20 protein-coding genes and 1 pseudogene are annotated in these 21,939 nt (G+C 67.5%); 10 read left to right on the top strand and 11 right to left on the bottom strand.

Annotated features, from left to right (window positions below):
- The first annotated feature begins 9 nt into the window (after nucleotides 1-9).
- Nucleotides 10-1,515, top strand: a complete 1,506-nt coding sequence (locus tag O0K41_RS06290; RefSeq protein WP_308304457.1) for a PepSY-associated TM helix domain-containing protein — start codon at nucleotides 10-12, stop codon at nucleotides 1,513-1,515.
- Between the two features lie 9 nt (nucleotides 1,516-1,524).
- Here O0K41_RS06290 and O0K41_RS06285 read toward each other — a convergent pair whose 3' ends face one another.
- Together O0K41_RS06285 and O0K41_RS06280 are read right to left on the bottom strand one after the other, a co-directional pair.
- On the bottom strand, nucleotides 1,525-2,658 hold the full coding sequence (locus O0K41_RS06285) for an MFS transporter (RefSeq protein ID WP_049451077.1): 1,134 nt from the start codon (nucleotides 2,656-2,658) through the stop codon (nucleotides 1,525-1,527).
- A gap of 11 nt (nucleotides 2,659-2,669) precedes the next feature.
- Nucleotides 2,670-3,446, bottom strand: a complete 777-nt coding sequence (locus O0K41_RS06280; RefSeq protein ID WP_012479318.1) for a DeoR/GlpR family DNA-binding transcription regulator — start codon at nucleotides 3,444-3,446, stop codon at nucleotides 2,670-2,672.
- A gap of 157 nt (nucleotides 3,447-3,603) precedes the next feature.
- Between O0K41_RS06280 and smqnr the strand changes: the two genes are divergently transcribed.
- Nucleotides 3,604-4,251, top strand: a complete 648-nt coding sequence (gene smqnr, locus O0K41_RS06275; protein WP_164221313.1) for a SmQnr family pentapeptide repeat protein — start codon at nucleotides 3,604-3,606, stop codon at nucleotides 4,249-4,251.
- Nucleotides 4,252-4,254: 3 nt separating this feature from the next.
- On the opposite strand, the gene O0K41_RS06270 is transcribed toward smqnr, so the two are convergent.
- Nucleotides 4,255-4,929 (bottom strand): class I SAM-dependent methyltransferase, encoded by a 675-nt coding sequence (locus O0K41_RS06270; RefSeq protein ID WP_123958266.1) that lies wholly within the window; start codon nucleotides 4,927-4,929, stop codon nucleotides 4,255-4,257.
- Between the two features lie 88 nt (nucleotides 4,930-5,017).
- A complete protein-coding gene (locus tag O0K41_RS06265; protein ID WP_123958267.1) occupies nucleotides 5,018-5,716 on the bottom strand; it encodes a glutathione S-transferase family protein in 699 nt (232 codons plus the stop codon).
- 115 nt (nucleotides 5,717-5,831) lie between these two features.
- On the opposite strand from O0K41_RS06265, the gene O0K41_RS06260 reads away from it, so the two are divergent.
- Nucleotides 5,832-6,776 carry a LysR substrate-binding domain-containing protein gene (locus O0K41_RS06260; protein ID WP_123958268.1) on the top strand — a complete coding sequence of 315 codons (945 nt, stop codon included), beginning with the start codon at nucleotides 5,832-5,834 and terminating at the stop codon, nucleotides 6,774-6,776.
- Here the strand turns inward: O0K41_RS06260 and O0K41_RS06255 are convergent.
- Nucleotides 6,715-8,094 carry a PLP-dependent aminotransferase family protein gene (locus tag O0K41_RS06255; RefSeq protein WP_049451071.1) on the bottom strand — a complete coding sequence of 460 codons (1,380 nt, stop codon included), beginning with the start codon at nucleotides 8,092-8,094 and terminating at the stop codon, nucleotides 6,715-6,717. The genes O0K41_RS06260 and O0K41_RS06255 overlap by 62 nt on opposite strands.
- Before the next feature lie 133 nt (nucleotides 8,095-8,227).
- Between O0K41_RS06255 and O0K41_RS06250 the strand changes: the two genes are divergently transcribed.
- Complete coding sequence (locus O0K41_RS06250) at nucleotides 8,228-9,091, top strand: DMT family transporter (protein ID WP_123958270.1); 864 nt, start codon at nucleotides 8,228-8,230, stop codon at nucleotides 9,089-9,091.
- Nucleotides 9,092-9,130: 39 nt separating this feature from the next.
- Here O0K41_RS06250 and O0K41_RS06245 read toward each other — a convergent pair whose 3' ends face one another.
- Entirely contained in the window at nucleotides 9,131-10,066 is a 936-nt protein-coding gene (locus tag O0K41_RS06245) for a LysR substrate-binding domain-containing protein (RefSeq protein ID WP_123958271.1), read from the bottom strand.
- Nucleotides 10,067-10,173: 107 nt separating this feature from the next.
- Here O0K41_RS06245 and O0K41_RS06240 point away from each other — a divergent pair, with 107 nt between their 5' ends.
- Nucleotides 10,174-11,691 (top strand): MFS transporter, encoded by a 1,518-nt coding sequence (locus O0K41_RS06240; protein ID WP_164221311.1) that lies wholly within the window; start codon nucleotides 10,174-10,176, stop codon nucleotides 11,689-11,691.
- A gap of 279 nt (nucleotides 11,692-11,970) precedes the next feature.
- Here O0K41_RS06240 and O0K41_RS06235 read toward each other — a convergent pair whose 3' ends face one another.
- Entirely contained in the window at nucleotides 11,971-12,375 is a 405-nt protein-coding gene (locus tag O0K41_RS06235; protein ID WP_005408360.1) for a GFA family protein, read from the bottom strand.
- A 171-nt stretch (nucleotides 12,376-12,546) separates the two neighbouring features.
- Here O0K41_RS06235 and O0K41_RS06230 point away from each other — a divergent pair, with 171 nt between their 5' ends.
- Nucleotides 12,547-13,521: a DUF4105 domain-containing protein gene (locus O0K41_RS06230; protein WP_164221393.1), complete on the top strand. Its 975-nt coding sequence runs from the start codon at nucleotides 12,547-12,549 to the stop codon at nucleotides 13,519-13,521.
- Nucleotides 13,521-15,542: an alpha/beta hydrolase gene (locus O0K41_RS06225; protein ID WP_043033643.1), complete on the top strand. Its 2,022-nt coding sequence runs from the start codon at nucleotides 13,521-13,523 to the stop codon at nucleotides 15,540-15,542. Before O0K41_RS06230 ends, O0K41_RS06225 begins: the two co-directional genes overlap by 1 nt.
- Nucleotides 15,543-15,630: 88 nt before the next feature.
- Here O0K41_RS06225 and O0K41_RS06220 read toward each other — a convergent pair whose 3' ends face one another.
- Nucleotides 15,631-17,052 (bottom strand): MFS transporter, encoded by a 1,422-nt coding sequence (locus O0K41_RS06220; RefSeq protein WP_164221309.1) that lies wholly within the window; start codon nucleotides 17,050-17,052, stop codon nucleotides 15,631-15,633.
- A gap of 29 nt (nucleotides 17,053-17,081) precedes the next feature.
- Between O0K41_RS06220 and soxR the strand changes: the two genes are divergently transcribed.
- Nucleotides 17,082-17,516, top strand: coding sequence for a redox-sensitive transcriptional activator SoxR (gene soxR, locus O0K41_RS06215; protein ID WP_005412484.1), 435 nt, complete (start codon nucleotides 17,082-17,084; stop codon nucleotides 17,514-17,516).
- 72 nt (nucleotides 17,517-17,588) lie between these two features.
- Here the strand turns inward: soxR and O0K41_RS06210 are convergent.
- Nucleotides 17,589-18,215: pseudogene (locus O0K41_RS06210) on the bottom strand (short chain dehydrogenase); the annotation flags it as partial.
- Nucleotides 18,216-18,289: 74 nt separating this feature from the next.
- Here O0K41_RS06210 and O0K41_RS06205 point away from each other — a divergent pair.
- The gene (locus tag O0K41_RS06205) at nucleotides 18,290-19,165 is read left to right on the top strand and encodes a LysR family transcriptional regulator (RefSeq protein WP_012479333.1); all 876 of its coding nucleotides are present in this window, start codon (nucleotides 18,290-18,292) and stop codon (nucleotides 19,163-19,165) included.
- A gap of 59 nt (nucleotides 19,166-19,224) precedes the next feature.
- Here O0K41_RS06205 and proC read toward each other — a convergent pair whose 3' ends face one another.
- Both proC and O0K41_RS06195 read right to left on the bottom strand, forming a co-directional pair.
- Nucleotides 19,225-20,046, bottom strand: coding sequence for a pyrroline-5-carboxylate reductase (gene proC / locus O0K41_RS06200; RefSeq protein WP_005408367.1), 822 nt, complete (start codon nucleotides 20,044-20,046; stop codon nucleotides 19,225-19,227).
- Nucleotides 20,047-20,064: 18 nt separating this feature from the next.
- Nucleotides 20,065-20,742 (bottom strand): YggS family pyridoxal phosphate-dependent enzyme, encoded by a 678-nt coding sequence (locus O0K41_RS06195; protein ID WP_005408368.1) that lies wholly within the window; start codon nucleotides 20,740-20,742, stop codon nucleotides 20,065-20,067.
- Nucleotides 20,743-20,829: 87 nt separating this feature from the next.
- Here O0K41_RS06195 and O0K41_RS06190 point away from each other — a divergent pair, with 87 nt between their 5' ends.
- The gene (locus O0K41_RS06190; RefSeq protein WP_004147099.1) at nucleotides 20,830-21,867 is read left to right on the top strand and encodes a type IV pilus twitching motility protein PilT; all 1,038 of its coding nucleotides are present in this window, start codon (nucleotides 20,830-20,832) and stop codon (nucleotides 21,865-21,867) included.
- The last annotated feature ends 72 nt before the right edge of the window (nucleotides 21,868-21,939 follow it).

The following is a 21,939-nucleotide window of genomic DNA, read 5'->3' as shown; positions in this document are numbered from 1 at the left end:
AGGCTGGCGATGACGTTGCGATCCACCGCCAAGCGCTGGACCTATCTGGTGCACCGCTGGCTGGGCATCGGCGGATGCCTGCTGATGTTGCTGTGGTTTGTCAGCGGCATGGTGATGCTGTTCATTGGTTACCCGAAGCTGACACCCGGTGAGCGGCTGGCGGCGTTGCCGGTGCTGGGGGATGCTCGCGATCTGCAGGGGCTGTCGGTACTGCCTGCCGTGGTGCAGGCCGAGCCGGAGGTTGTGGCGCTGACGACGCTGCGTGGCGAGCCAGCGTACGTGGTGCGCAATGGCAGCAACGTGGGCGCCTGGTCTGCCGTGACCGGCCAGGCGCTGCTGCCGGTGTCGGCACAGCGAGCCGAAGCATCCGCCGCACAGTTCGCGGGCGGCCAAGCCTTCGTCGGCGCGACACGCGTGGATGAAGACCGCTGGACGCATTCGCGTGCGCTGGATGCGCATCGGCCGCTGTACCGGGTTGAAGTGGGCGGTGCGCAGCCAGGGGATGTGTATGTGTCCTCACACACCGGCGAAGTGGTGCAGGACGCACCGCATGTGCAGCAGCGCTGGAACTATGCGGGCGCCTGGCTGCACTGGTTGTACTTCCTGCGCATGCAGTCGGTGGACCCGGTGTGGACGTGGGTGGTGATCGTGCTGTCCGCGCTGTGCACGGTGGCAGCGATCAGCGGCATCGTGGTGGGTGTGTGGCGCTGGCGCTTCCGCGGGCACTACCGCACTGGCGCGAAGACGCCGTACGTCGAGCCCTGGATGCGCTGGCACCATCTGATCGGGCTGGTGGCTGCGGCCTTCATATTCACCTGGATCTTCAGCGGGCTGATGTCGATGAATCCGTTGGGAGTTTTCAGCAGCACGCGTGAAGCGATCGACAGCGGACGCTATCGTGGCGGTACGGTGGCGGTGGATGGCGCGTTGGGTGAACCGGCGGCGCTGCTGGCGGCCGTCGACGACGCGCGCTTCAAGCCGGTGGAGATCCAGTGGCGACGCATCGATGGTGAGCTGTTCGCGGTGTTGCTGGACGGGCAGGGCGAGACCCGCATTGTGTCCGGCAGTGATGGTCATCTGCAGGTTGCGCGGTTGCTGCCGGCCGCATGGCTGCAGCAGAAGGTGCGGGCGTTGTCCGATGCGCCCGTGCAGGGGTACTGGGTCCAGCTCGCAGCGGATGCGTACTTCTACCCGCGTGCACCGGAAGCCATGAACGGCGCAGCGGTACGCCGCTTCCCGGTGGCGGTGGCTGATTTCGGCGATGCCGAGGCGACGCGGGTCTACCTCGATCTGGCCACTGGCGACCCGTTGCTGACGATGGGGCGTCGCGAGCGCGTGGGTCGCTGGCTGTTCTACTTCCTGCACAGCTGGGGCCTGCCGGCGATGCTGCGTCAGGACATCGCCCGGCTGGCGGTGTTGCTGCTGCTGAGCCTGGCTGGCGCTGCGTTGTGTGCAACGGCCACGGTGATCGGCTACCGCCGGTTGCGGATGAAACTGCGGCGCAGGCGGCGCTGATGCCTTGGACTAAACCCGCAGCCAACGTGTGGACACGGCCACCAGCAACAAGGCCGTGGCCACACCGATGAACGCAGCAATCAGACCGAAATGATTGGCGGCAAAGCCGATCAACGCCGGTCCGGCAAGGATGCCGGCAAAGCCCAGCGTAGAGACGGCCGTGATCGCCAGTGCACCGGGCATGCGGTTCTGATGGCCGGCCAGCGAAAACAGCGCCGGCGCGATGTTGGCGCAACCGAGGCCGACCAGCACATAGCCCGCCAATGATGCCTGCCACGGCGTGACCAGGGTCAGCACCAGCACGCCGGCAGCGGCGAGCAGCGCGCCGAACACGATCGCGCGCTGGCGGCCCACGCGTGCCACCAGTGCATCGCCGAACAGGCGCGCGACCGTCATGGTCAGGGTGAAGGTCACATAGCCGATGCCTGCCAGGCTGGCATCGACGCGACGTATATCGCTGAGGAACACCGCGCTCCAGTCGAGCATCGCACCTTCGCCGAGGAAGGCGACGAACGCCAGCACGCCGATGAACAGCACGATGCCATGCGGTAGGGCCAGCATCGGTGTGTCGTGTGGCATGCGTTCGCTGTGCCAGTACGTCGCCGACAACAGCATCACCAGCAGCATGGTGCCGACACCGATCAGCACCGATGCCAAGGGCGGCAACTGTGCGGACAGCAGCACGGTCATGGTGGCCGCGCCGAGGAAGCCGCCAATGCTGAAGAAAGCATGGAAGCCAGACATCATCACCCGCCGTGCTTCGCGCTCGACGATGACGGCCTGCACGTTCATCGTGCAGTCCATCGCACCCACGGCCGCACCGAACACGAACAGCACCACGCCCAGCGTCCAGGCCGAACCCGCCAGGGCCAGGCCGGGCACGGTCAGGCAGATCAGCAGGCTGCTGGCCACCATCACCCGGCGGCAACCGAGGCGTGCGGCCAGCACGCCGGACAAGGGCATCGCCAGCAGCGAGCCGGCACCGAGGCAGAGCAGCACCAGCCCCAGCGTGGCGTCATTGATCCCGGTGCGCGCTTTGGCGAATGGCACCAGGGTGGCCCACAGCGCGGTGGCGAAGCCGGGAATGAAGAACGCAGCGCGGGTCGCGTGCTGTTCGGCACGCGCGCGGTTGGCAAGGGACATGAGCAGTACGGTCAGGGAGGCGTGGGGTGCACCGCGATACCGGCGGCGTGGAAGCGAGCCGCCAAGGCGGGCGGTGCGGTGGTGGTCAGCACCAGGTCGTCGATCTCGTCCAGGCTGGCGATCTGCCAGTTGCCGCGGGCACCGAGCTTTTCAGTGGTGGCGGCGACGATGACGCGGCTGCTGCAGGCCACCATCGCGCGCTTCAGCGTGGCTTCTTCCGAATCCATTGCCCACACACCGGTGTCGCCGTCCACCGCGCAGGGGCCGGGCAGGTACACGTCGGCACGCAGGCGCTGCACCTGGGCCAACGCCTCGGCACCGACCGCACCGCCACCGCTGGCCAGGCGCCCGCCGATCAGCTGCACTGAAGTGCCTTCGAGCATGCTGGCGGCGGTGGCGATCTGCGGGGCATTGGTGATCACCGTCAGCCCGAGAGCGGCCGGCAGCTGCTGGGCGATCGCCAGATTGGTCGAACCGGCATCGAGCAGTACCACCTGGCCGGGTTGCAGCAGCGCGCAGACGCGGGCGGCCAGCTCGGCCTTGTCGCCGCGGTCGCGGGTCAGGCGCTCGCGCAGCGGCCGTTCCTTGGGCGGCGGCAGTACGGCGCCGCCGTAGACGCGCTGGCACAGGCCCTGGGCGGCGAGCTCGCGCAGGTCGCGGCGGATCGAATCTTCGGAGACGGCATAACGGCGCGCCAGTTCGGCGGCGACCACGCGGCCCTGCTGGCGCAGCTCCTCGAGGATCTGCCGGGTGCGCTGGGCGGGTAGGGGGCTGGGGTCGGCGCTCATGCCGCAAGTCTGCACGTTCGTGCATAATCGTGCAACAACACGCATTGGTCGGGAGGGCACAGGGCGGCTGGACTGCCGGTGAACCCGCCCGCCCCGGGGTCTATGGATCGGCCTCGCGGCCCGGCATCATGGCGGGGCACTTGGCATGGAATCCCTGATGTCTCCCACCGTTCACCGCAAGCTGCGCATCGGCGCGGACCAGTACACCGGCCAGAAAGTGGTCGACCAGCAGTTCCACGAGTGCGATTTTTCAGGCGTGGACCTGACCGCCACCGAGTTCATCAACTGCAGCTTCTACGACGCCGACAGTCGCAGCGGCTGCCGTTTCAACGGCGCTACGTTGAAGGAAGCCAGCTTCCGCAGCTGCGACATCAGCATGTGCCACTTCAATTTCATCAAGGCACTGGGCCTGGAGATCAGCGAGTGCCGTGCGCAGGGCGCGGATTTCAGCAACGCCAGCTTCATGAACCAGATCACCACGCGCAGCTGGTTCTGCAGCGCGTTCATCAAGAAGTCGAACCTGCGCTATGCCAATTTCTCGCGGGCCACGCTGGAGAAATGCGAACTGTGGGAGAACCGCTGGGACGGTGCGAACGTCAGCGGCGCCAGCTTCGCCGGCTCGGACCTGTCCGGCGGCCAGTTCGAGGGCATCGACTGGAACAGCGCCAACTTCACCGGCTGCAACCTGACCAACTCCGAGCTGGGCGAGCTGGACCTGCGCAGCACCAACCTGCGCGGCGCCACACTGGACGTGCAGCAGGTGGCGCTGTTGATGCAGCGGATCGGCATCACCGTGGTGCCGTAGGCATCACCCGGCGCACGCCACCCAGCCCTTGAAGCTGAAGCCTGCATAGAACAGCTCCACATCGTCGAAGCCGGCCTCCTGCAGCAGCGCCACTTCCTGTTCGGGGGCCAGCAGCGGCAGCCGCTCGGCAATGGCGTCGATCGCGCGCCGTGCATCGGCGTGGGCAACGCCGGAGGCTTCGGCGAACGCGGCGTAGCGCTGCAACCAGCGCAGCTTGCCGGCCGGATCCTGCGGCACGCTGTGGTGGGCCACCACCAGCGGTGCGCCGGGCTGCAGGCGCCTGTGCAGCTCGCGCAGCGTGTGCAGGCGCTGCGCGGCGTCGAGGAAGTGCAGGGTCAGCAGGCAGCTGGCCCCATCGAAGCGCAGGTCCGGGGCATCGTCGATGTAGCCTTCCAGCAGCTGCACGCGCGGCATCAGTGGACCCAGTGTCTGCTCGGCCAGGGCCAGCATCGGCGCGGCCGGATCCACGCCCAGCAGCTGCCAGCCCGGCTGCGCCTCGGCAAAAGCCTTCAGCTCCAGCCCGCCACCGGCGCCCAGCACCAGCACACGGCCCTGCGCGGGAACGCGTTCGGCCAGCAGCAGGCGGCTCATCTGCTGCAACGCGAGGAAACCGGGCACCTGGCGCAGCGGCGCTTCGGCATAGCGGGCCACCGCCTGCGGATCGGAGAACGTGGACATGCGCGGATTCCTGCGGCGGGGGGACATACCACTGTAGCGCGGCGCGCAAGAGGCATTGCGCGCCGCTGCCACACGGGCAGGACAGGGCTCAGGCCGCTGCTGCCTCAAGCACGTCTTCCAGCCGCACCTCGCCGAGGAAGCCACCGCTGCTGGTTGCCGGCTGCTGCGCTTCGATGGCGTGGGCGAACTGCACGCCGGCGTCGTCCTGCAGGCGCTCGAACAGCTGCTGCACCCTGGGGTACTCGCGACGATCGACCACCTGGTGATAGTCGTTCCAGCGCGCGATGCCGGCGAAGTAGGCATCGGCAAAGCTGCGCTGTTCGCCCAGCAGCCACGGGCCCGTGCCGATCATCTGCTCCAGCGCCTGGTGGGCGTGGCGCACCTTGGTGGTGCCATAGGCACGCAGCGCCTCGCCTTCATCGCCTTCCGCATGCTCCAGTGCGTGCCAGAGCGGCGCGTAGGCACCGAAGAAACTGGTGTTGAGATAGGCCAGCCGATGGTTGAGGCGATCGAAGCCGGAGGTGCCCTGTGCGAAGCCCAGCCCCTGCGCGATACCCAGCGCGGCCAGGTGGTTGAGGATGGCCAGGCTCTCGCTGAGCAGTTCGCCCTGCGCGGTGCACAGAGTGGGGGTTTCGCCCAGTGGATTGAGGCGGCGATAGTCTTCGCCCTGCACCTGGCCGGGCATGTCGATACGGCACAGGTGATACGGCTGGCGCAGCCATTCCAGCGCGACGATGGAGCCGAACGAGCAGCCCGAGGGCACGCCGTAGAAGAGAATCGGGGTCATGGCAGGTTTCCGGTTCAAGCCGCGATGCGGCGGGTGAGGAAAGCGTGCCTGCGTGGACATTGCCCCGGAAGCGGTTCGAATGGCATCCTGAAGTCCACACCTGTGGACGTTGCGCATGCTCAACCTCAACGATCTGGCCCTGTTCGTGGCCGCAGTGGAGCAGGGCGGTTTTGCAGCAGGCGGACGCCATCTGGGCCTGCCGCGCTCGACGTTGAGCAAGCGCGTGGCGCTGCTGGAAGAACACCTCGAGGTACGGCTGCTGCAACGCAGTTCGCGGCGCTTCGCGCTGACCGAAGTCGGCCAGGCGTTCTTTGATCGCGCACGCGCGGCGTTGTCCGAGGTGGAGTCCGCCGAGGCCATTGTCCGTGACCGCCAGGCCGAACCGAGTGGCACCGTGCGCATCAGCGCTTCGATTCCGGTGGTGCAGGGCGAGCTCGCCGTGTGCCTGCCCCCGTTGGCCCGCCGCTATCCACGGCTGCGTATCGAAGTTGAAGTGAGTGATCGTTTTATCGACCTGGCGCAGGAAGGCATCGACATCGCCCTGCGCAGCCACTTCGGTCCGCTGCCGGATTCCGGGTTGGTGCAGCGCATGCTCGGTAGCGAACGCATCGTGCTGGTGGCGTCCCCTGGTTATCTGGCAGCCGCGCCGGCACTGGACACGCCCGAACAGCTACGCGCGCATGCCGGCCTGCTGACCGCGCGCCATGCAACGCGCTGGACGCTGCACAGCGCCGACGCCCGCACTGTGCAGGTGGAGCCGCAGGTGGCGCTGGTCGGCAATGAATCGCAGCTGCTGGTCGCGGCGGCCGAAGCGGGTCTTGGCATCACCGTGCTGCCACACAGCCTGTGTGCTGCGGCCATCGCCGCCGGCCGCCTGCAGCAGGTGCTGCCGGCATGGCATGCCGGCGAAGTCACCACCAGCGTGTTGCTGCCGCATCGCCGCGGCCAGTTGCCGGGCGTGCGCGTGGTGGTGGATGCGCTGGTCGCGCATTACCAGCTCAACGCAGCGCGCGCGCCAGTACCTGCCAGATCCTCGGGTCTTGGCACTGCGAAACGTTGAAACGCACATAGTCGGCTGCGCGCTGCGATTGGCTGAAGGCATTGCCCGGCGCCAGCACGATGCCTTCGCGCAGGCATTGCCGCGCCAGTGCGGCGGCGTCGCGGCCATCGGGCAGCTGGCACCACAGGAACAGGCCGGCTTCCGGCTGCAGCCACGGCGTGATGCCCAGCATCTGCAGCTTCCGCAGTGTGTGCCGGCGTGCATCGGCCAGCCGCGAACGTATCGACTGCATGTGGCGGCGGTAACCGCTGTCGGTCAGCGCGATGTGCATCAACTGCGCGGCCAGATGGCCACCGCCGAAGCTGGTCGCCAGCTTCAGGTCGGTCAATGCCTCTATCCAGTCGTGGCGCGCAGCGATGTAGCCGCAGCGCGAGGCTGCCGACAGCGTCTTGGAGAAACTGCCGACGTGGATCACCCGTGACAGTCCATCGAGCGCTGCCAGCCGCAGTGCCGGCTGCAGTTCGAAGTCGGCGAAGATGTCATCCTCGATGATGATCAGTTCGCTGCGTTCGGCCAGGCCCAGCAGGCGGTGTGCGGTGCTCGCGGAAAGCACCGCGCCGGTCGGGTTGTGCAATCCGGAATTGGTGATGTACAGCCGCGGCGAATGTGCCTGCAGGGCCTGCGCGAACGCCTCCAGGTCCGGGCCGCTGTGCGTGTACGGCACGCCGATGGCCTGCACCTGGTGCGCCTTGAGCAGCGCGTGGTAGTTGAAGTAGCTCGGGTCATCGACCAGCACGCAGTCGCCGGGCTTGAGCAGGAAACGGCAGAGCAGATCGACCGCGTGCGTACCGGATTCGGTCAACAGGATCTGCTCCACCGGTGCATCGATGCCAAGCGTGGCGCTGCGCCTTTGCAGCAGCTGGCGCAACGCGGGCAGCCCGAGCGGGGCGGCGTAGTCCACCAGTTGCATGGCATCGGCACGCGCCAGCCGGCGCAGGCCGCGGCGCACGCCATCGTGATACAGCCAGTCACTGGGCATCCAGCCGCACCCTGGCTTGAGGTCGCCCGCGGGCGTTTCCAGCGATTGCCGTGATACCCACAGCGGATCCACCGCGCGATCCAGCCGTGGCTCCAGTTCGGCCAGCGCCAGCGGTGCGGCCGGGCCACTGACGTAGAAGCCCGAGCCTGCGCGCGCACTGATCAGGCCTTCGGCCGCCAGGCGCTCGTAGGCCTCGACCACGGTGGAGACCGAAACCCCCATCGTCGCAGCCTGCGCACGAACCGAAGGCAGGCGTGAGCCGGGGCCATCCACCCGTGCACTGATGCGGGTGCGGACGGTCTGGATGACCGATTCGATGCGGGTAAGCGGGCGCGGCATGGTGGAACCGTAGTGGAAGTGTGGGCAGTACAGTTACTTGCGACTGTACTGGATTGTAGCTGGGGTCTTCCCGCGCCGGATGCTTCCATGCAGGTCCAGCCGGGCATCGTCCGGCACCTTCAGGAGTATAGGCGTGGAACGGTCGGCGAGTGGTTGGATCAATGGCTTCATCGGTGTGGTGATCTTCGCCGGCTCCCTGCCGGCCACCCGCTTGGCGGTGCTGCAGCTGGACGCCGGATTCGTCACCGCTGCACGCGCCACCATTGCCGCCGTGCTCGGCCTCGGCCTGCTCCTTCTGCTGCGCCAGCCGTGGCCGCGGCGCAGTGACCTGCCCGGGCTGATAGTGGTCAGCCTCGGGGTGGTGGTCGGCTTTCCGCTGTTGACCGCACTCGCGCTGCGTCACGCATCGTCGGCGCACACCATCGTGTTCCTCGGTCTGTTGCCGCTGAGCACTGCGGTATTCGGCGTGCTGCGCGGTGGCGATCGACCGCGCCCAGCCTTCTGGTTGTTCTCGCTGCTTGGCAGTGCCTGCGTGGTCGGCTATGCGGTGCGCAACGGCATCGAGGCATCGTTGCAGGCCGATCTGCTGATGCTGGCGGCGATCGTGGTGTGCGGGCTGGGCTATGCCGAAGGTGGTCGGCTGGCCCGTCATCTCGGCGGTTGGCAGGTGATCAGTTGGGCGTTGCTGCTGGCCTTGCCGGTGATGCTGCCGCTGACGGTGCTGATGCGCCCGGCATCGTTCACTGCGGTCGGTGCCTCGGCGTGGTGGGCGCTGGGCTATGTGGCAGTGTTCAGCATGCTGATCGGCTTCCTGTTCTGGTACCGCGGGCTGGCGCAGGGCGGCATCGCCGCCGTCGGCCAGTTGCAGTTGCTGCAACCGTTCTTCGGCCTGGCCCTGGCCGCGCTGCTGCTGCACGAATCGGTCAGCCTCAGCATGGTGCTGGTGACCGTGGTCGCGGTGATCTGCGTGGCCGGCGCGCGCCGCTTCAGCCGCTGAACGAAAAAGGGGACGGAGGGGATTAAGTCGTAATCGGTCCTACTGTGCCTGAAACGACTTAATCCCCTCCGTCCCCTTTTCCGGGGCGCCCTGGAACAGATGCGCAACGGCATAGTCGATGAATACCCGCAGGCGTGCACTGGGATGGCGCCCACCGGGCCATAGCAGCGAGAACTGCCCCTGGTGCGTGGGCAGCGCAGGCAGTACCCGTTGCAGGCGGCCATCGGCCAGCGCGTCAGCAGCGAGGAAGTCAGGCATCCAGGCCAGGCCCATGCAACCGATCGCAGCGGCCAGCACGGCCTCCATGTTGTTGCAGGTCATCGCCGTGGGAAGGCGCCCTCCGGCATCGCCTTCGATGCCCGGCAGCTGCCAGGGATGCAGCTTTCCGGTGGTGGGGTAACGAAAGCGCAGCGCGGTATGCAGGCGCAGGTCGCCCACATCGCCGGGCGTTCCACGCATCTGCAGATAGCCCGGCGCCGCACAGAGGATGAAACGAAAGCCGCCCAGTCGCCGTGCGGTCAGGCTGGAATCGGCCAGTTCACCACTGCGTATCACCGCGTCCAGGCCTTCGCTGACCACATCGACGATGCGGTCGTTGAAGTCCAGTTCCAGCTGCACCTGCGGATAGCGTTGCTGGAAGCCGGGCAGCACCGGCAGCAGGAAGCGGTACCCGATGGTGGGCAGGCCGATGCGCAGCAGCCCGCTGGGGGCGTGCTGTCGCTGCGCCAGGTCCGCCTGTGCTTCGGAAAGCTCGTCCAGTGCACGCCGACAGCGCTGCAGCAGCAGTTCGCCTTCGTCGGTGAGATGCACGCGGCGAGTGGTGCGTTGGAACAGCCGGGTGCCGAGCTCCTGTTCAAGGCGGGCGATGCGCTTGCCGACCGCCGACGCGGACAGGCCAAGTGCACGCGCAGCACCAACGATGCTGCCGGCCTCCGCGGTGCGGACGAAGGCGAGCAGGGCAGAAATGGAGTCCATGCGGGGCATGATTACGGAACATTAGGACGCAATCAACGTCCATCGAGCCTGTTTTTCAGGGATAGCGGCCCGTCCATCATCAATGCCCCTGATGGATGGAGGCCCGCATGGCCCCGGTTTCGATGCTCCCTGTACCTGTCCAGACGCAGCAGCGCTGGACCCTGCTTGCCGTCTGCCTGGCCGCACTGGCGTTGCCGTTGTCCTTCTCGGCCGGTGCCGTCGCGGTGCCCGCGCTGGCCCGTTCCGTGGCGTCGTCGCCGAGCGTGCTGGCCTGGGTGACCAATGCCCTCATGCTCACCTTCGGCAGCCTGCTGCTCGCTGCCGGTGGCCTGGCCGACCGCTATGGCCGGCGGCGGTTGTTCCTGCTGGGCACGGCAGGCTTCACCGTCGCCACGATCGTCGTCTGCCTCGCGCCCACGCTGCTGTGGCTGGATCTGGCGCGCGGGCTGCAGGGCGTTGCCGCCGCAGCGGCGTTGGCGTCCGGCACGGCTGCGCTCGCGCATGCTTGGCAGGGGCCGATGCGTGGCCGTGTGTTCGCCCTGCTGGGCGGCACATTCGGTGCGGGGTTGGCGCTGGGGCCGCTGCTTGCGGGTCTGCTGCTGCAGGCATTGGGATGGCGCAGTGTGTTCGCCGTCGGCGGCGTGCTGACATTCGCCGCCTTCGTACTGGGCGCGCGTGTGTTGCCCGAAAGCCACGGTGAACGCGGGCGGCTGGATGTCGGCGGCATGCTGGGCTTCAGCCTGATGCTGGCAGCGTTGACCCTGGCCCTGCTGTGGCTGGGCGAGTTCGGCCTGCATACCGTGCGCGTGCAACTGGCGCTGTTGGCGACGCTGCTGCTGGGCGCAGCGTTCATCTGCATCGAACGACTGCACCGCTCACCCCTGCTGGACCTCTCGTTGTTCTCGCAACCGGCGTTCCTCGGTGTCCAGCTGCTGCCGGTCGCAACCTGCTTCGGCTACGTGGTGCTGCTGGTGGTATTGCCTCTGCAGCTGCTGGGAGTGCACGGACAGAGCGCGACCCTGGTGGGGCTGCAGATGCTGACCCTGTCCGCGCCGATGCTGGTGCTGCCGATGCTGGCCGCGCGCTGGGCGGAGCGCGTGGGAAGTGCGCGGCTGTGCACGCTGGGACTGCTGGTCTGTGCCTCTGGCCTGTACCTGCTGTCGCGCCATGCATCGCAGCCGTCGCCTTCGCAGTGGGTGCCGTGGCTGATGCTGGTCGGTGCAGGAACGGCCTTGCCATGGGGGCTGATGGATGGGCTGTCGGTGAGCGTGGTGCCGGTACAGCGTGCGGGCATGGCCGCCGGCATCTTCGGGACCGTGCGTGTAGCCGGTGAGGGCATCGCATTGGCCGCAGTCACTGCCTTGCTTGCGCTGCTGATCGGCCATCAGCTGCAGGGCGCGTCGCCGGCATCGCTGGCGCGTGCCGGTGCCTATCTGGCCACGGGGGCGCGGGAACAGGCGCAGGCACTGCTACCGGCGATGAGTCGCATGCAGCTTCAGCATGCCAGTAGTGAGGCGCTGGCAACGCTGCTGCGTGTACTGGCGCTGCTGACCGCCGCATGTGCTGCGTTGTTGCACCTGTTGCTGCGGAAACGTAAAGACGCGTTGGTCGGGCGTACTGCGTAGCAGGCTCATCGCCCGCCTTCGCCGTCATCCCGTTGTCGTGTCCCACTCACGCTGCCTATGCCCACCCGGGCCTAGGCTTGGTCGTCCCCGTCCCCCACGGAGACCTGCCATGTGGCTGCTCGATCATCTCTGGCCTGGCCGTCGACCGCTTCCTGCCCCGGCCGCGGATGCGCCACCGGCACCGCCGCGCCGGCCCTGGCTGAAACGCCCGGCGCGGGCCGGGCGCAGCGGCATGGCGCCCTGGCAGAAGGTGGTCACCCCGCCGCGGCGCACGAGCCACTAGCCGGTGCGGTCTGATGGATGGTTGACCCCATCGCTGACCGGGATCACCCCCAACGCGAACGGGTCGATGCCTTCCAGGCAGGCCACGTTGTAGCCGTACTGGTCGGGGTTGGAGCGGCGCCGGTGATGGGTGTAGATGCCGCACACGCCACAGAAGTAGTGCTCGGCCACATGGGTGTTGAACTGGTACATCCGCAGATGGTTCTGCCCGCGCAGCACCTGCAGGCCCTGGCGGGGGACGCTGGCGGCGATGGCACCCCGGCGCCGGCACATCGAGCAGTCGCAGCGGCGGGGATCGACGATGCCGTCCGGCAGGTCCAGCAGCAACTCGACGGTGCCGCAGTGGCAGGTTGCGCGGTGCTGGGGTTGGACCGGAACGCCGGCCACGGAAGTGATGCCCATGATTGCTCCTGTGTGATCCGTCTGGCCGCGGGGGCCGCCGCAGACGGTGCGCCGATGTGCCTGAACGGGCCGTAGATGCCACGGTGAACCCGCTTGTGGCTAACTATGCGGCTTCAGGACCGCGACAGGATGCCAGTGAAAGCCGCAGGACGATGGATGACAGGAAGTGCCATGGCGCTGCTGGCGCTGTGGGTGACCGGGCTGCTGGCCTACCAGGTGCCCGGGCCGGGCTGGCTGGCTACCGGCGTCGCCGGGCTGTGGCTGCTGGTAGCGCTGTGGGCGTCGTGGCGGGTCGCGCGGGGCCGTGCCTCGCGCCGCCTGGGCCTGGCGTTCGGGGCATCGCTGGCGCTGGCCGGCCTGTGGTGGCTGCTGCTGACCCCGCGCCAGGACCGCGTGTGGGCCGATGACGTGGCCCAGCGCCTGCACGTGGTGTCTTTCGATGGCCGCCACGTCGTGCTGGACAACGTGCGTGATTTCACCTGGCGCAGCGAAACCGACTACGACGCCCGCTGGGTGCGCCGCGAGTACGACCTGGACCAGTTGCGCTCGGCCGATCTGGTGCTGTCGTACTGGATGGGCCCGGCCATCGCCCACACCCTGATCTCGTTTGGTTTCGAGGACGGTCGCCACGTGGTGTTCTCGCTGGAGATCCGCAAGGAGCGCGGTGAATCGTTCTCGGCGCTGGGTGGCTTCTTCCGCAAGTTCGAGATGACCCTGGTAGCTTCGGAGGAGACCGACATCATCCGCACCCGCACCAACGCGCGCGGCGAGGATGTCTACCTGTACCGGCTGCATGGCATGAGCCGCGCACAGCTGAAGGAACTGTTCGCTGCGTACATCGCGCAGGCCCGCGAACTGGATGCCAAGCCCGGCTTCTACAACACGCTGACCAGCAACTGCACCACGATCGTCTTCGACCTGGCCCGGCACATCGCACCGCGCCTGCCGCTGGACTATCGCCTGCTGCTGTCCGGTTACCTGGCCGAGTACGCGCAGGAGGTCGGCGCGCTCGCTCCAGGTGTGCCGTACGCCGAGCTGCATGACAAGGGCCGCATCACCCAGCGTGCGCTGGACCTGGGCAGCGGCGAACATTTCTCCACCGTAATCCGCCAGGGCGTGCCCGGCACCGAGCAGGACCCGCAGTAATGACCCGATTCCTCCCACGCCGCTGGCAGCGCCTGCTGCCGGTGTTGTTCGCTGCCTTCCTGCTGCTGGGTAGCAGCGGTTGCGCGATGGTTACCGTCAAGCAGGTCAAGTCCAGCGATTCGCTGGTCAACAAGCGTGCCGACGTGCTCAACACGGGCAAGCTCAGTCCGGCCGCGCGCGAGACGCTCAGCGCGGCAGGCCTGGACGAGTCGCAGTGCGAAAAGGACTTCCTGGTCTGCCGCAGCACGCTGCTGATGACCGACGACCTCAATGTCGAGCAGCGGTTGTCGGCGCTGTCCGAACTGTGGGTGAAGGCCGCGCTGGCGATGACGCCGAAGAAGACGGCTGCCGGCGATCCGCCGATGAGCGATGCGGCATTGGATGCCTGGTTGGAAGCCGCGCGTTACGCCTATGCGTACCTGTTCTACAGCGGCCGCTCGCCGTCCGACCGTGCCTTCGAGGATCGGCAGACGCAGGTGCGCGACTACTACAACTACGCCGCCGAGAAGGCGGCAGTGGTGCTGTTCGTGCGCGCACGCGCCGCTGCGCTGGCCGGCGAGGATTACACGAAGCCGCTCACGGTCGGCAGCTGGTCGCTGGCCTCCAATTACCAGCAGCTGAACCTGAAGAGCATTCCCGCGCAGCTGGTGCCGGCCGGCACGGTCAGCTTCGTCGGCCTGCGCAGTACCTATCGCCGTGATGGCTTCGGTGCTGAGCTGGTGATGGTGATGGACCCGCCGAAGCTGGTTGCACCGGTGATCGCACCCGAGGGCCCCAAGGCCGAGGCGCCGCAGGAGGATGAGGACGACGCACGCCGTGGCCGCCGTCATCGCCATGACGACTCGGTGCCCGAGTTCAGCGAGATGTCCTCGATCAACGTCACCGCACTGCTGCGTTTCGAGGGCAGCAACCTGGACGATGTGATGCGCACGCGCCGGGTCGAGCTGGACGCTTATTCGCCCGAAGCCACCGAGCGCATCACCCTGCATGGCGAGCAGGTGCCGCTGGCCGGCAACTTCACCGCCGCCTATGGCCTGTGGCTGGCGCAGAGCGGTTTCGCCCGGCAATCGCTGCGCACCCTGTTCGGCATGAGCGAGGGCATCGGCGAACCGCACATCTACCTGATGCAGCCGTGGGACCCGAATCGTCGCATCATCTTCATGCTGCACGGCCTGGCCAGCAGCCCGGAAGCCTGGGTGAACCTGGCCAACGAGATCATGGGCGACCCCGAGCTGCGCCAGCAGTTCCAGGTGTGGCAGGTCTACTACCCGACCAATGCGCCGATCGCGTTGAACCGCTACGAGATCGCCAATGCATTCAACGACACGCTGAAGCACTTCGATCCCAACGGCAGCACGCATGCATCGAAGGACATGGTCTACATCGGCCACAGCATGGGCGGCGTGCTGGCGCGCCTGCTGGTCAGTGACTCGGGCGACGTACTGTGGAATGACCTGCTGGCCAACTACGACCTGAAGGGCGAGCGCCTGAAGCGTGTGCAGAACAAGCTGGGGCCGCTGCTGCATTTCAAGGCGCAGCCGAACGTGGAACGCGCGATCTTCATCGCCGCGCCGCACCAGGGCACCGACATTGCGGGCAACAAGGTCGGGCGCCTGATTGGTCGCCTGGTACGCCTGCCGCTGACCATCCTCGGCAAGTTCGAGGATGTGTTCCTGGCACTGGCGCAGGCCGAGCAGCAGGTCGATGGCACGGCCAAGCCGAAGATTCCGAACAGCATCGACAACCTCAAGGCCAGCGATCCGTTCGTGAAGGCCGCCGCACAGCTGCCGATCGAAGCGGGCCTGAAGTACCACTCGATCATCGCCCAGCGCAAACCGGAACTGCCGGTGGACAAATCCGATGACGGGCTGGTGCCGTACTGGAGTGCGCACCTGCCGGGTGCGTTGTCGGAGAAGGTGATCATTTCCGGCCACAGCGTGCAGGAGACCCCGCAGGCGGTGCTGGAAGTGCGGCGCATCCTGCATCGGGACATCGATGATGTGGGGGCCGGTACGCGGTAATGCCGGTCCCTGGCCGTCATCATCTGGACATTCCAGCGTTCGTGAGGTTGCCGGCCAGCGGCCGGCACTACCGCGATGCGCGGCGGCGCTACACCCGTCGCGCGATCACCGTGGCCAACAGCGCAAGGCCGAAGGTGATGGCCAGGCACAGCAGGTAGCCGGTGTGCGGGGTGCTTTCCACGAACAACGCGAACAATGCGCCGGAGACCGCCAGCGCGGTGGTCACCGACAGGGCCTCGCTCAGCTGCAGTGCCGAGGTGTTGGCACCTTGCTCCCGCGGCGCCGACAACGACAGCGTCAACACCGACAGGCTGGCGTAGATCATGCCCATGCCGAAGCCGGTCACGGCCCAGCCGAGCAGCGACACCGGCAGTGGCACCGCGTTGAACAGCACGGCCAGCGTGGCGGCGATGCCGACGGTCATCATCATCGTGCCGGCGCGCAGCAGCTGCTGGCGTGACCAGCCACGCTGCTGGTGGCCCTGCAGCCACGAGCCGGCGAACCAGCCCAGCGCACCGAGACTGAGTACGGCACCGGCCCAGCTGGGCGAAAGGCCACGTTCGCGCTGCAGCAGCAGTGGCAGGTAGGCCTCGCAGGCGAAGAAGGCAGCTGCCGCGATGCCACGCAGCGCGATTACGCTGGGCAGGCCACGGCGCAGGATCAGTGTTCCGGGCGGAAGCAGTCGATGTACGCAGAACAGCAGCGCCAGCACCGCCACACCGATGCAGAGCAGGGCAGGCAGGCCCGGTTGCTGACCGCCGAAGTACAGCAGCAACGCGGCCAGCGAGGCACCGCTGGCCCAGCGCACCACCTTGCCGCGTCCATCGTCGGCGGTGCCGGGGGGACTGGGCTGCATGCGTGCCAGCGCGGGGCGCAGCAGCAGGCCTGCCGGAACCGCCAGCAATGGCACCGCCAGGAACACCCAGCGCCAGCCCAGGTGCTGCACGATCAGGCCGCTCAACGCCGGGCCGACCATCGAAGGCACCACCCAGCCGGCCGAGAAGGCGGCGAACACCTTCGGCCGCAGGTGCTCCGGGTAGCTGCGGCCGACCATCACGTACAGCGAGACCGAGATCGCACCCGCACCCAGGCCCTGCAGCAGGCGTCCCGCCACCAGCATGCCCATGCGCATCGCGAAGCCGGCCAGCAACAGGCCCAGCACGAAGCAGGCCAATCCGTACCAGAGCGGCCGTGCCGGACCATGGTGATCGGCCCAGCGCCCGGCCAGGGTCATGCCGATCACGCTGGTGGCCAGGGTACCGCCGAAGGCCAGTGCGTACAGGCGCAGGCCATCCAGCGCCTCGGCCACGGTGGGCATCGCGGCCGCAACGGCCAATGCCTCGAAGGCGTGCAGCGCGACCAGCGCGACCATGCCGAGGGTGGTCGCGCGATAGCGTGCGGACAGGATCGAGGTGTCAGCCGGCAGGTGGGCGGCGGCGGGCGAGAGGGTCGGGGGCATACGGGTCAGATGCGGGCCGCGCTTGTCAACTGGCGGCGAAGATAGCAGCATGACACCTCAACAGCAGTTGAGGTCAAGCAATGGTGTCCCAGGAACTGAGCGTGGGCGAAGTCGCCCAGCGCAGTGGCGTGGCGGTTTCGGCGCTGCACTTCTACGAGCGCAAGGGGTTGATCAGCAGCCTGCGCACTTCGGGTAACCAGCGCCGCTATAGCCGCGACGTGCTGCGCCGGCTGGCGGTGATCCGCGTCGCGCAGCGCGTGGGCATGCCGTTGGAAGCGGTCGGCCGTGCCTTCGAAAGCCTGCCCGAGGGGCGCGCACCGACCAAGGCCGACTGGGCCAGGCTGTCCGCGCGCTGGCGCACCGAGCTGGAAGAACGCATCCACATGCTGCAACTGCTGCGCGATGAGCTCACCGGCTGTATCGGCTGCGGCTGCCTGTCGCTGCAGCGCTGCCGCCTGGCCAACCCGGGGGATGTGCTTGGCGAACGCGGCGACGGCCCGATGCGCTGGGAATGACCCGCGAAAAGGGGACGGAGGGGATTATGTCGTTTGTGCATTGTCGACTTGATCCCCTCCGTGCCTTTTTTCTTACCAGACCGTGATCGTCTCGCCGCTCTGGATGCCTTCCACTGCACGCTGGAAGGCCAGCGCCGCGCGCTGCGCGCTCACCGCTTCAAAGCCCGGGAAGTAGGGTCCGTAGGCCGCCATCGATTCGATCAGCACGTTCGGGCTGACCACGTTGATGCGCAGGCCACGCGGCAGCAGTTCCAACGCGGCGGCACGCACGAAGCCTTCCAACGCGGCATTCACCGAGGTGGCGTTGACGCCATCGCGGATCGGCTGTGCACTGACGATGCCGCTGGTCAGGGTGATCGAGCCGCCGGCGTTGAGATGGTGCTGCGCCGCCAATGCCAGCCGCACCTGGCCCAGCAGCTTGTCCTGCAGGCCAAGGTTGAACTGCGCCGGCGTCATGTCCTGCAGCGGACCGAAGTGCAGCTTGCCGGCGGTGGAAATCACCGCATCAACCGGGCCGGTACGCGAGAACAGTTCGGCGACGCTGGCGTCGTCGGTCAGGTCCACGCGCAGTTCGCCACTGTTGCGGCCGGCGGCGAGAATCTGATGCTGTTGTCCGAGCTGGCGGGCGACTGCCTGGCCGAGGGTGCCGCTGGCACCAACGAGGAGGATCTTCATGGCCGTTCCTTGCGTGAGGGAGTGAACGCAGTCTGCGCCGTCACAGCGGGGTTAGGTAAGCGGCGTATGCTTTGCAGATTCCTAACTCTGGATTAGCAATGGATACCCTTCGCTGCATGCAGGCTTTCGTCGCGGTAGCCGAGTGCGGCAGCTTTGCAGGGGCCGCTGAACAGTTGCAGGTCTCGGCGGTGATGGTCGGCAAGTACATCCAGCAGCTGGAGGCGCACCTCGGCACCGCGTTGCTGCAACGGAACACCCGCCGCCAGCGCCTGACCGAAGCCGGCAGCGCCTACCTGGCCGGGTGCCGGCAGGTGCTGGAGCAGGTGCAGCAGGCCGAGGCCGACGTGGCTGGACTGCAGGTGCAACCGCGCGGGCTGCTGCGGGTCAGCGCACCCACCACCTGGGGCAGCTGCGTGCTGGCGCCACAGCTCGCCGGCCTGCTGCGCGCGCAGCCGCAGCTGAACGTCGAACTGGATCTGAGCAACCGCCGTGTGGATCTGATCGAGGACGGCTTCGACGTGGCGATCCGGGTCGGGCCGCTGCCGTCGCAGGAGGTGGTAGCGCGGCCGCTGCCGCCGTATGCGATGAGCCTGTGCGCGGCGCCGTCCTACCTGCGCCGGCGCGGCACGCCGCGTACGCCCGCCGATCTGGAAGGGCATGACTGCCTGAGCCATCTGGCCTGGCGCGGTGGCCACGGCTGGCAGCTGGCCAACGGTGAACAGGTGGACTGGGAAGCGCGCCTGACCTGCAATGATGGTGTTGCACTGCGCGAAGCCGCGGTGGCCGGGGCCGGGCTGGTGCTGCAGCCGACCGCACTGCTGGCCGGGGAGATTGCAGCAGGGCGGTTGAAGCCGCTGCTGCGCGACTACCTGCCCGAACCGCGGCCGATGCACCTGATCTACCTGCCCGACCGCAGGCCGCGCCCGCGGTTGCAGTGCTTCGTCGATTTCGTCATGACCACGTTGGGGCAATGAGCATCCACGCCATGCGTGGATGATGGTAGGTGCCGACCGTTGGTCGGCACACATCGGGATCAATCATTCGCCGCAGACAGTTCCTGCCCACGCACCTGCGCGGCGCGCAGTGCCGTATCCACCAGGGCCTCGAAGCCACCGGCCTGGAAGCTCTCGATCGCGGCCTGGGTGGTGCCGTTGGGCGAGGTCACGCGGCGGCGCAGTTCCGCCGGGCTTTCGCCAGCCTCATCCAGCATGCGCGAGGCGCCCAGCAGGGTCTGCACCACCAGCGTGCGCGCGGCGTCGGCCGGCAGGCCCTGGGCAATACCCGCCGCTTCCATGGCTTCGGCCAGCAGGAACACATAGGCCGGGCCGCTGCCGGAAACGGCAGTCACTGAATCCATCAGCCCCTCGCTGTCGATCCACACCGTGCGCCCGGCACTGGCCAGCACCTGCTCGGCCCGCGCGTGCTGCTGCGTGTCCACCGACGGTGTGGCGAACAGGCCGGTCACACCTGCGCCGAGCAGGGCAGGGGTGTTCGGCATCGCGCGCACCACTGCCAGGTCGCCCCCCAGCCAACGCTGCAGCTGCGCACTGGTGATGCCGGCGGCAATCGACACCACCAGCGGTCGGCTCGCCTGTGCCAGCGCCTGCAGAGACTGGCAGACCTCGCGCAGCACCTGCGGCTTCACCGCCAGGAGCCAGGTGCCACCCTGCGCGGCGGCATCGCTCGCGTTGTCATGCACCTGCACGCCGAAGTCGGCGGCCAGCGCCTGGCGCAGTTCGGCCACCGGTTCGGCGACGTGGATGTGCGCGGCCGGCACGCCCTGGCGGATCAGGCCGGCGATCAGGCTGCGCGCCATGTTGCCGCCGCCGATGAAGGTGATGGAATCAGCTGCCATGGAAGTCTCCTTGAAAAATCAGGCCGGGCGCGGGCGCGCGCCGAACAGGGCGGTGCCGATGCGCACCAGGGTGGCGCCCTCGGCGATGGCTTCGGCGTAGTCGCTGCTCATGCCCATCGACAGCGTGTCGATCTGCGCGTGCTGGGCAGCCAGCAACTGGAAAAGTGTGCGCATGCGCACGAATGCATCCCGACGGCGCTCGGCTTCGGGCCATGGCGCGGGAATCGCCATCAGTCCGCGCAGGCGCAGGGTGGGTTCGGCGGCAATCGCTGCGGCCAGTGCATCCACTTCTTCCGGTGCACAGCCATGCTTGCTGGATTCGTCGTCGATGTTGACCTGGATCAGCACGTTCAGCGGGCCTCGCGCGGCCGGGCGATGGCGTGCCAGCGCGGTCACCAGCTTGGGGCGGTCCACGCTCTGCACCCAGTCGAAATGGCTGGCCACGGCCTCGGCCTTGTTCGACTGCAGGTGGCCGATCAGGTGCCATTCCAGCGCCAGGTGCTGCAGCGCCTGCATCTTGGCCAGTGCCTCCTGCACGTAGTTCTCGCCGAAGGCGTGCTGGCCCTGCGCGGCCAGCGCGGCCACGGCCTCGGCCGGCTGGGTCTTGGACACCGCCAGCAGGCGTGGGTCGGGCCTGCCAGCGGCCTCGGCGGCGGCATGCAGGTTGCTCAGGATCTGGGGCAGGGGAGTGGCCACGTAACGCGTTCCGTTGAATCAGGAGGCTATACTGCCGCCCGGGGAAAGATCCTTCCAGTCGAAGCCGTTATTGGGGAGTAGCCGCTCATGGATATCGCCGAACTGCTGGCGTTTTCCGTAAAGAACAAAGCGTCCGACCTGCACCTGTCCGCAGGCCTGCCGCCGATGATCCGCGTCGACGGCGACGTTCGCCGGATCAACATCCCAGCCCTGGACCACAAGCAGGTCCATGCGCTGGTGTACGACATCATGTCCGACAAGCAGCGCCGCGATTACGAGGAATTCCTCGAAGTGGACTTCTCCTTCGAGATTCCATCGCTGGCGCGCTTCCGAGTGAACGCGTTCAACCAGAACCGCGGTGCCGGTGCGGTGTTCCGTACCATTCCGTCCGAGGTGCTCACCCTCGAGGACCTGGCCTGCCCGCCGCTGTTCCGCGAAGTGATCCAGCAGCCGCAGGGCCTGATCCTGGTAACCGGCCCGACCGGTTCGGGCAAGTCGACCACGCTGGCGGCGATGATCGACTACATCAACAAGAACGAGTACGGCCACATCCTCACCGTCGAGGATCCGATCGAATTCGTGCATACCTCGCAGAAGTGCCTGATCAACCAGCGCGAAGTGCACCGCGACACGCATGGCTTCAATGAAGCACTGCGCTCGGCGCTGCGTGAGGACCCGGACATCATTCTGGTGGGCGAACTTCGTGACCTGGAAACCATCCGCCTGGCACTGACCGCAGCGGAAACCGGCCACCTGGTGTTCGGCACCCTGCATACCAGTTCGGCGGCCAAGACCATCGACCGCATCATCGACGTGTTCCCGGCCGGCGAAAAGCCGATGGTGCGCTCGATGTTGTCCGAGTCGTTGCGTGCGGTCATTTCGCAGGCGCTGCTGAAGAAGGTTGGCGGCGGTCGTACCGCAGCGTGGGAAATCATGGTCGGCACCCCGGCCATCCGCAACCTGATCCGCGAGGACAAGGTGGCGCAGATGTACTCGGCCATCCAGACTGGCCAGCAGTACGGCATGATGACCCTGGACCAGCACCTGCAGGACCTGGTCAAGCGCAGCCTGATCACCCGAAACCAGGCCCGTGAGTACGCCAAGGACAAGCGCCTGTTCGAGTAAGGCGGGGCAGTAACGGGGCAGCGTGCGCCAGTGCGCTGCTGTTCCCGTGTTGTTTCCTCCACCGACCGTTAC

Source organism: Stenotrophomonas sp. Sm2128, from assembly GCF_030985535.1.
Taxonomy (GTDB): domain Bacteria; phylum Pseudomonadota; class Gammaproteobacteria; order Xanthomonadales; family Xanthomonadaceae; genus Stenotrophomonas; species Stenotrophomonas maltophilia.
This window is presented reverse-complemented; position numbering and strand designations above follow the sequence as displayed.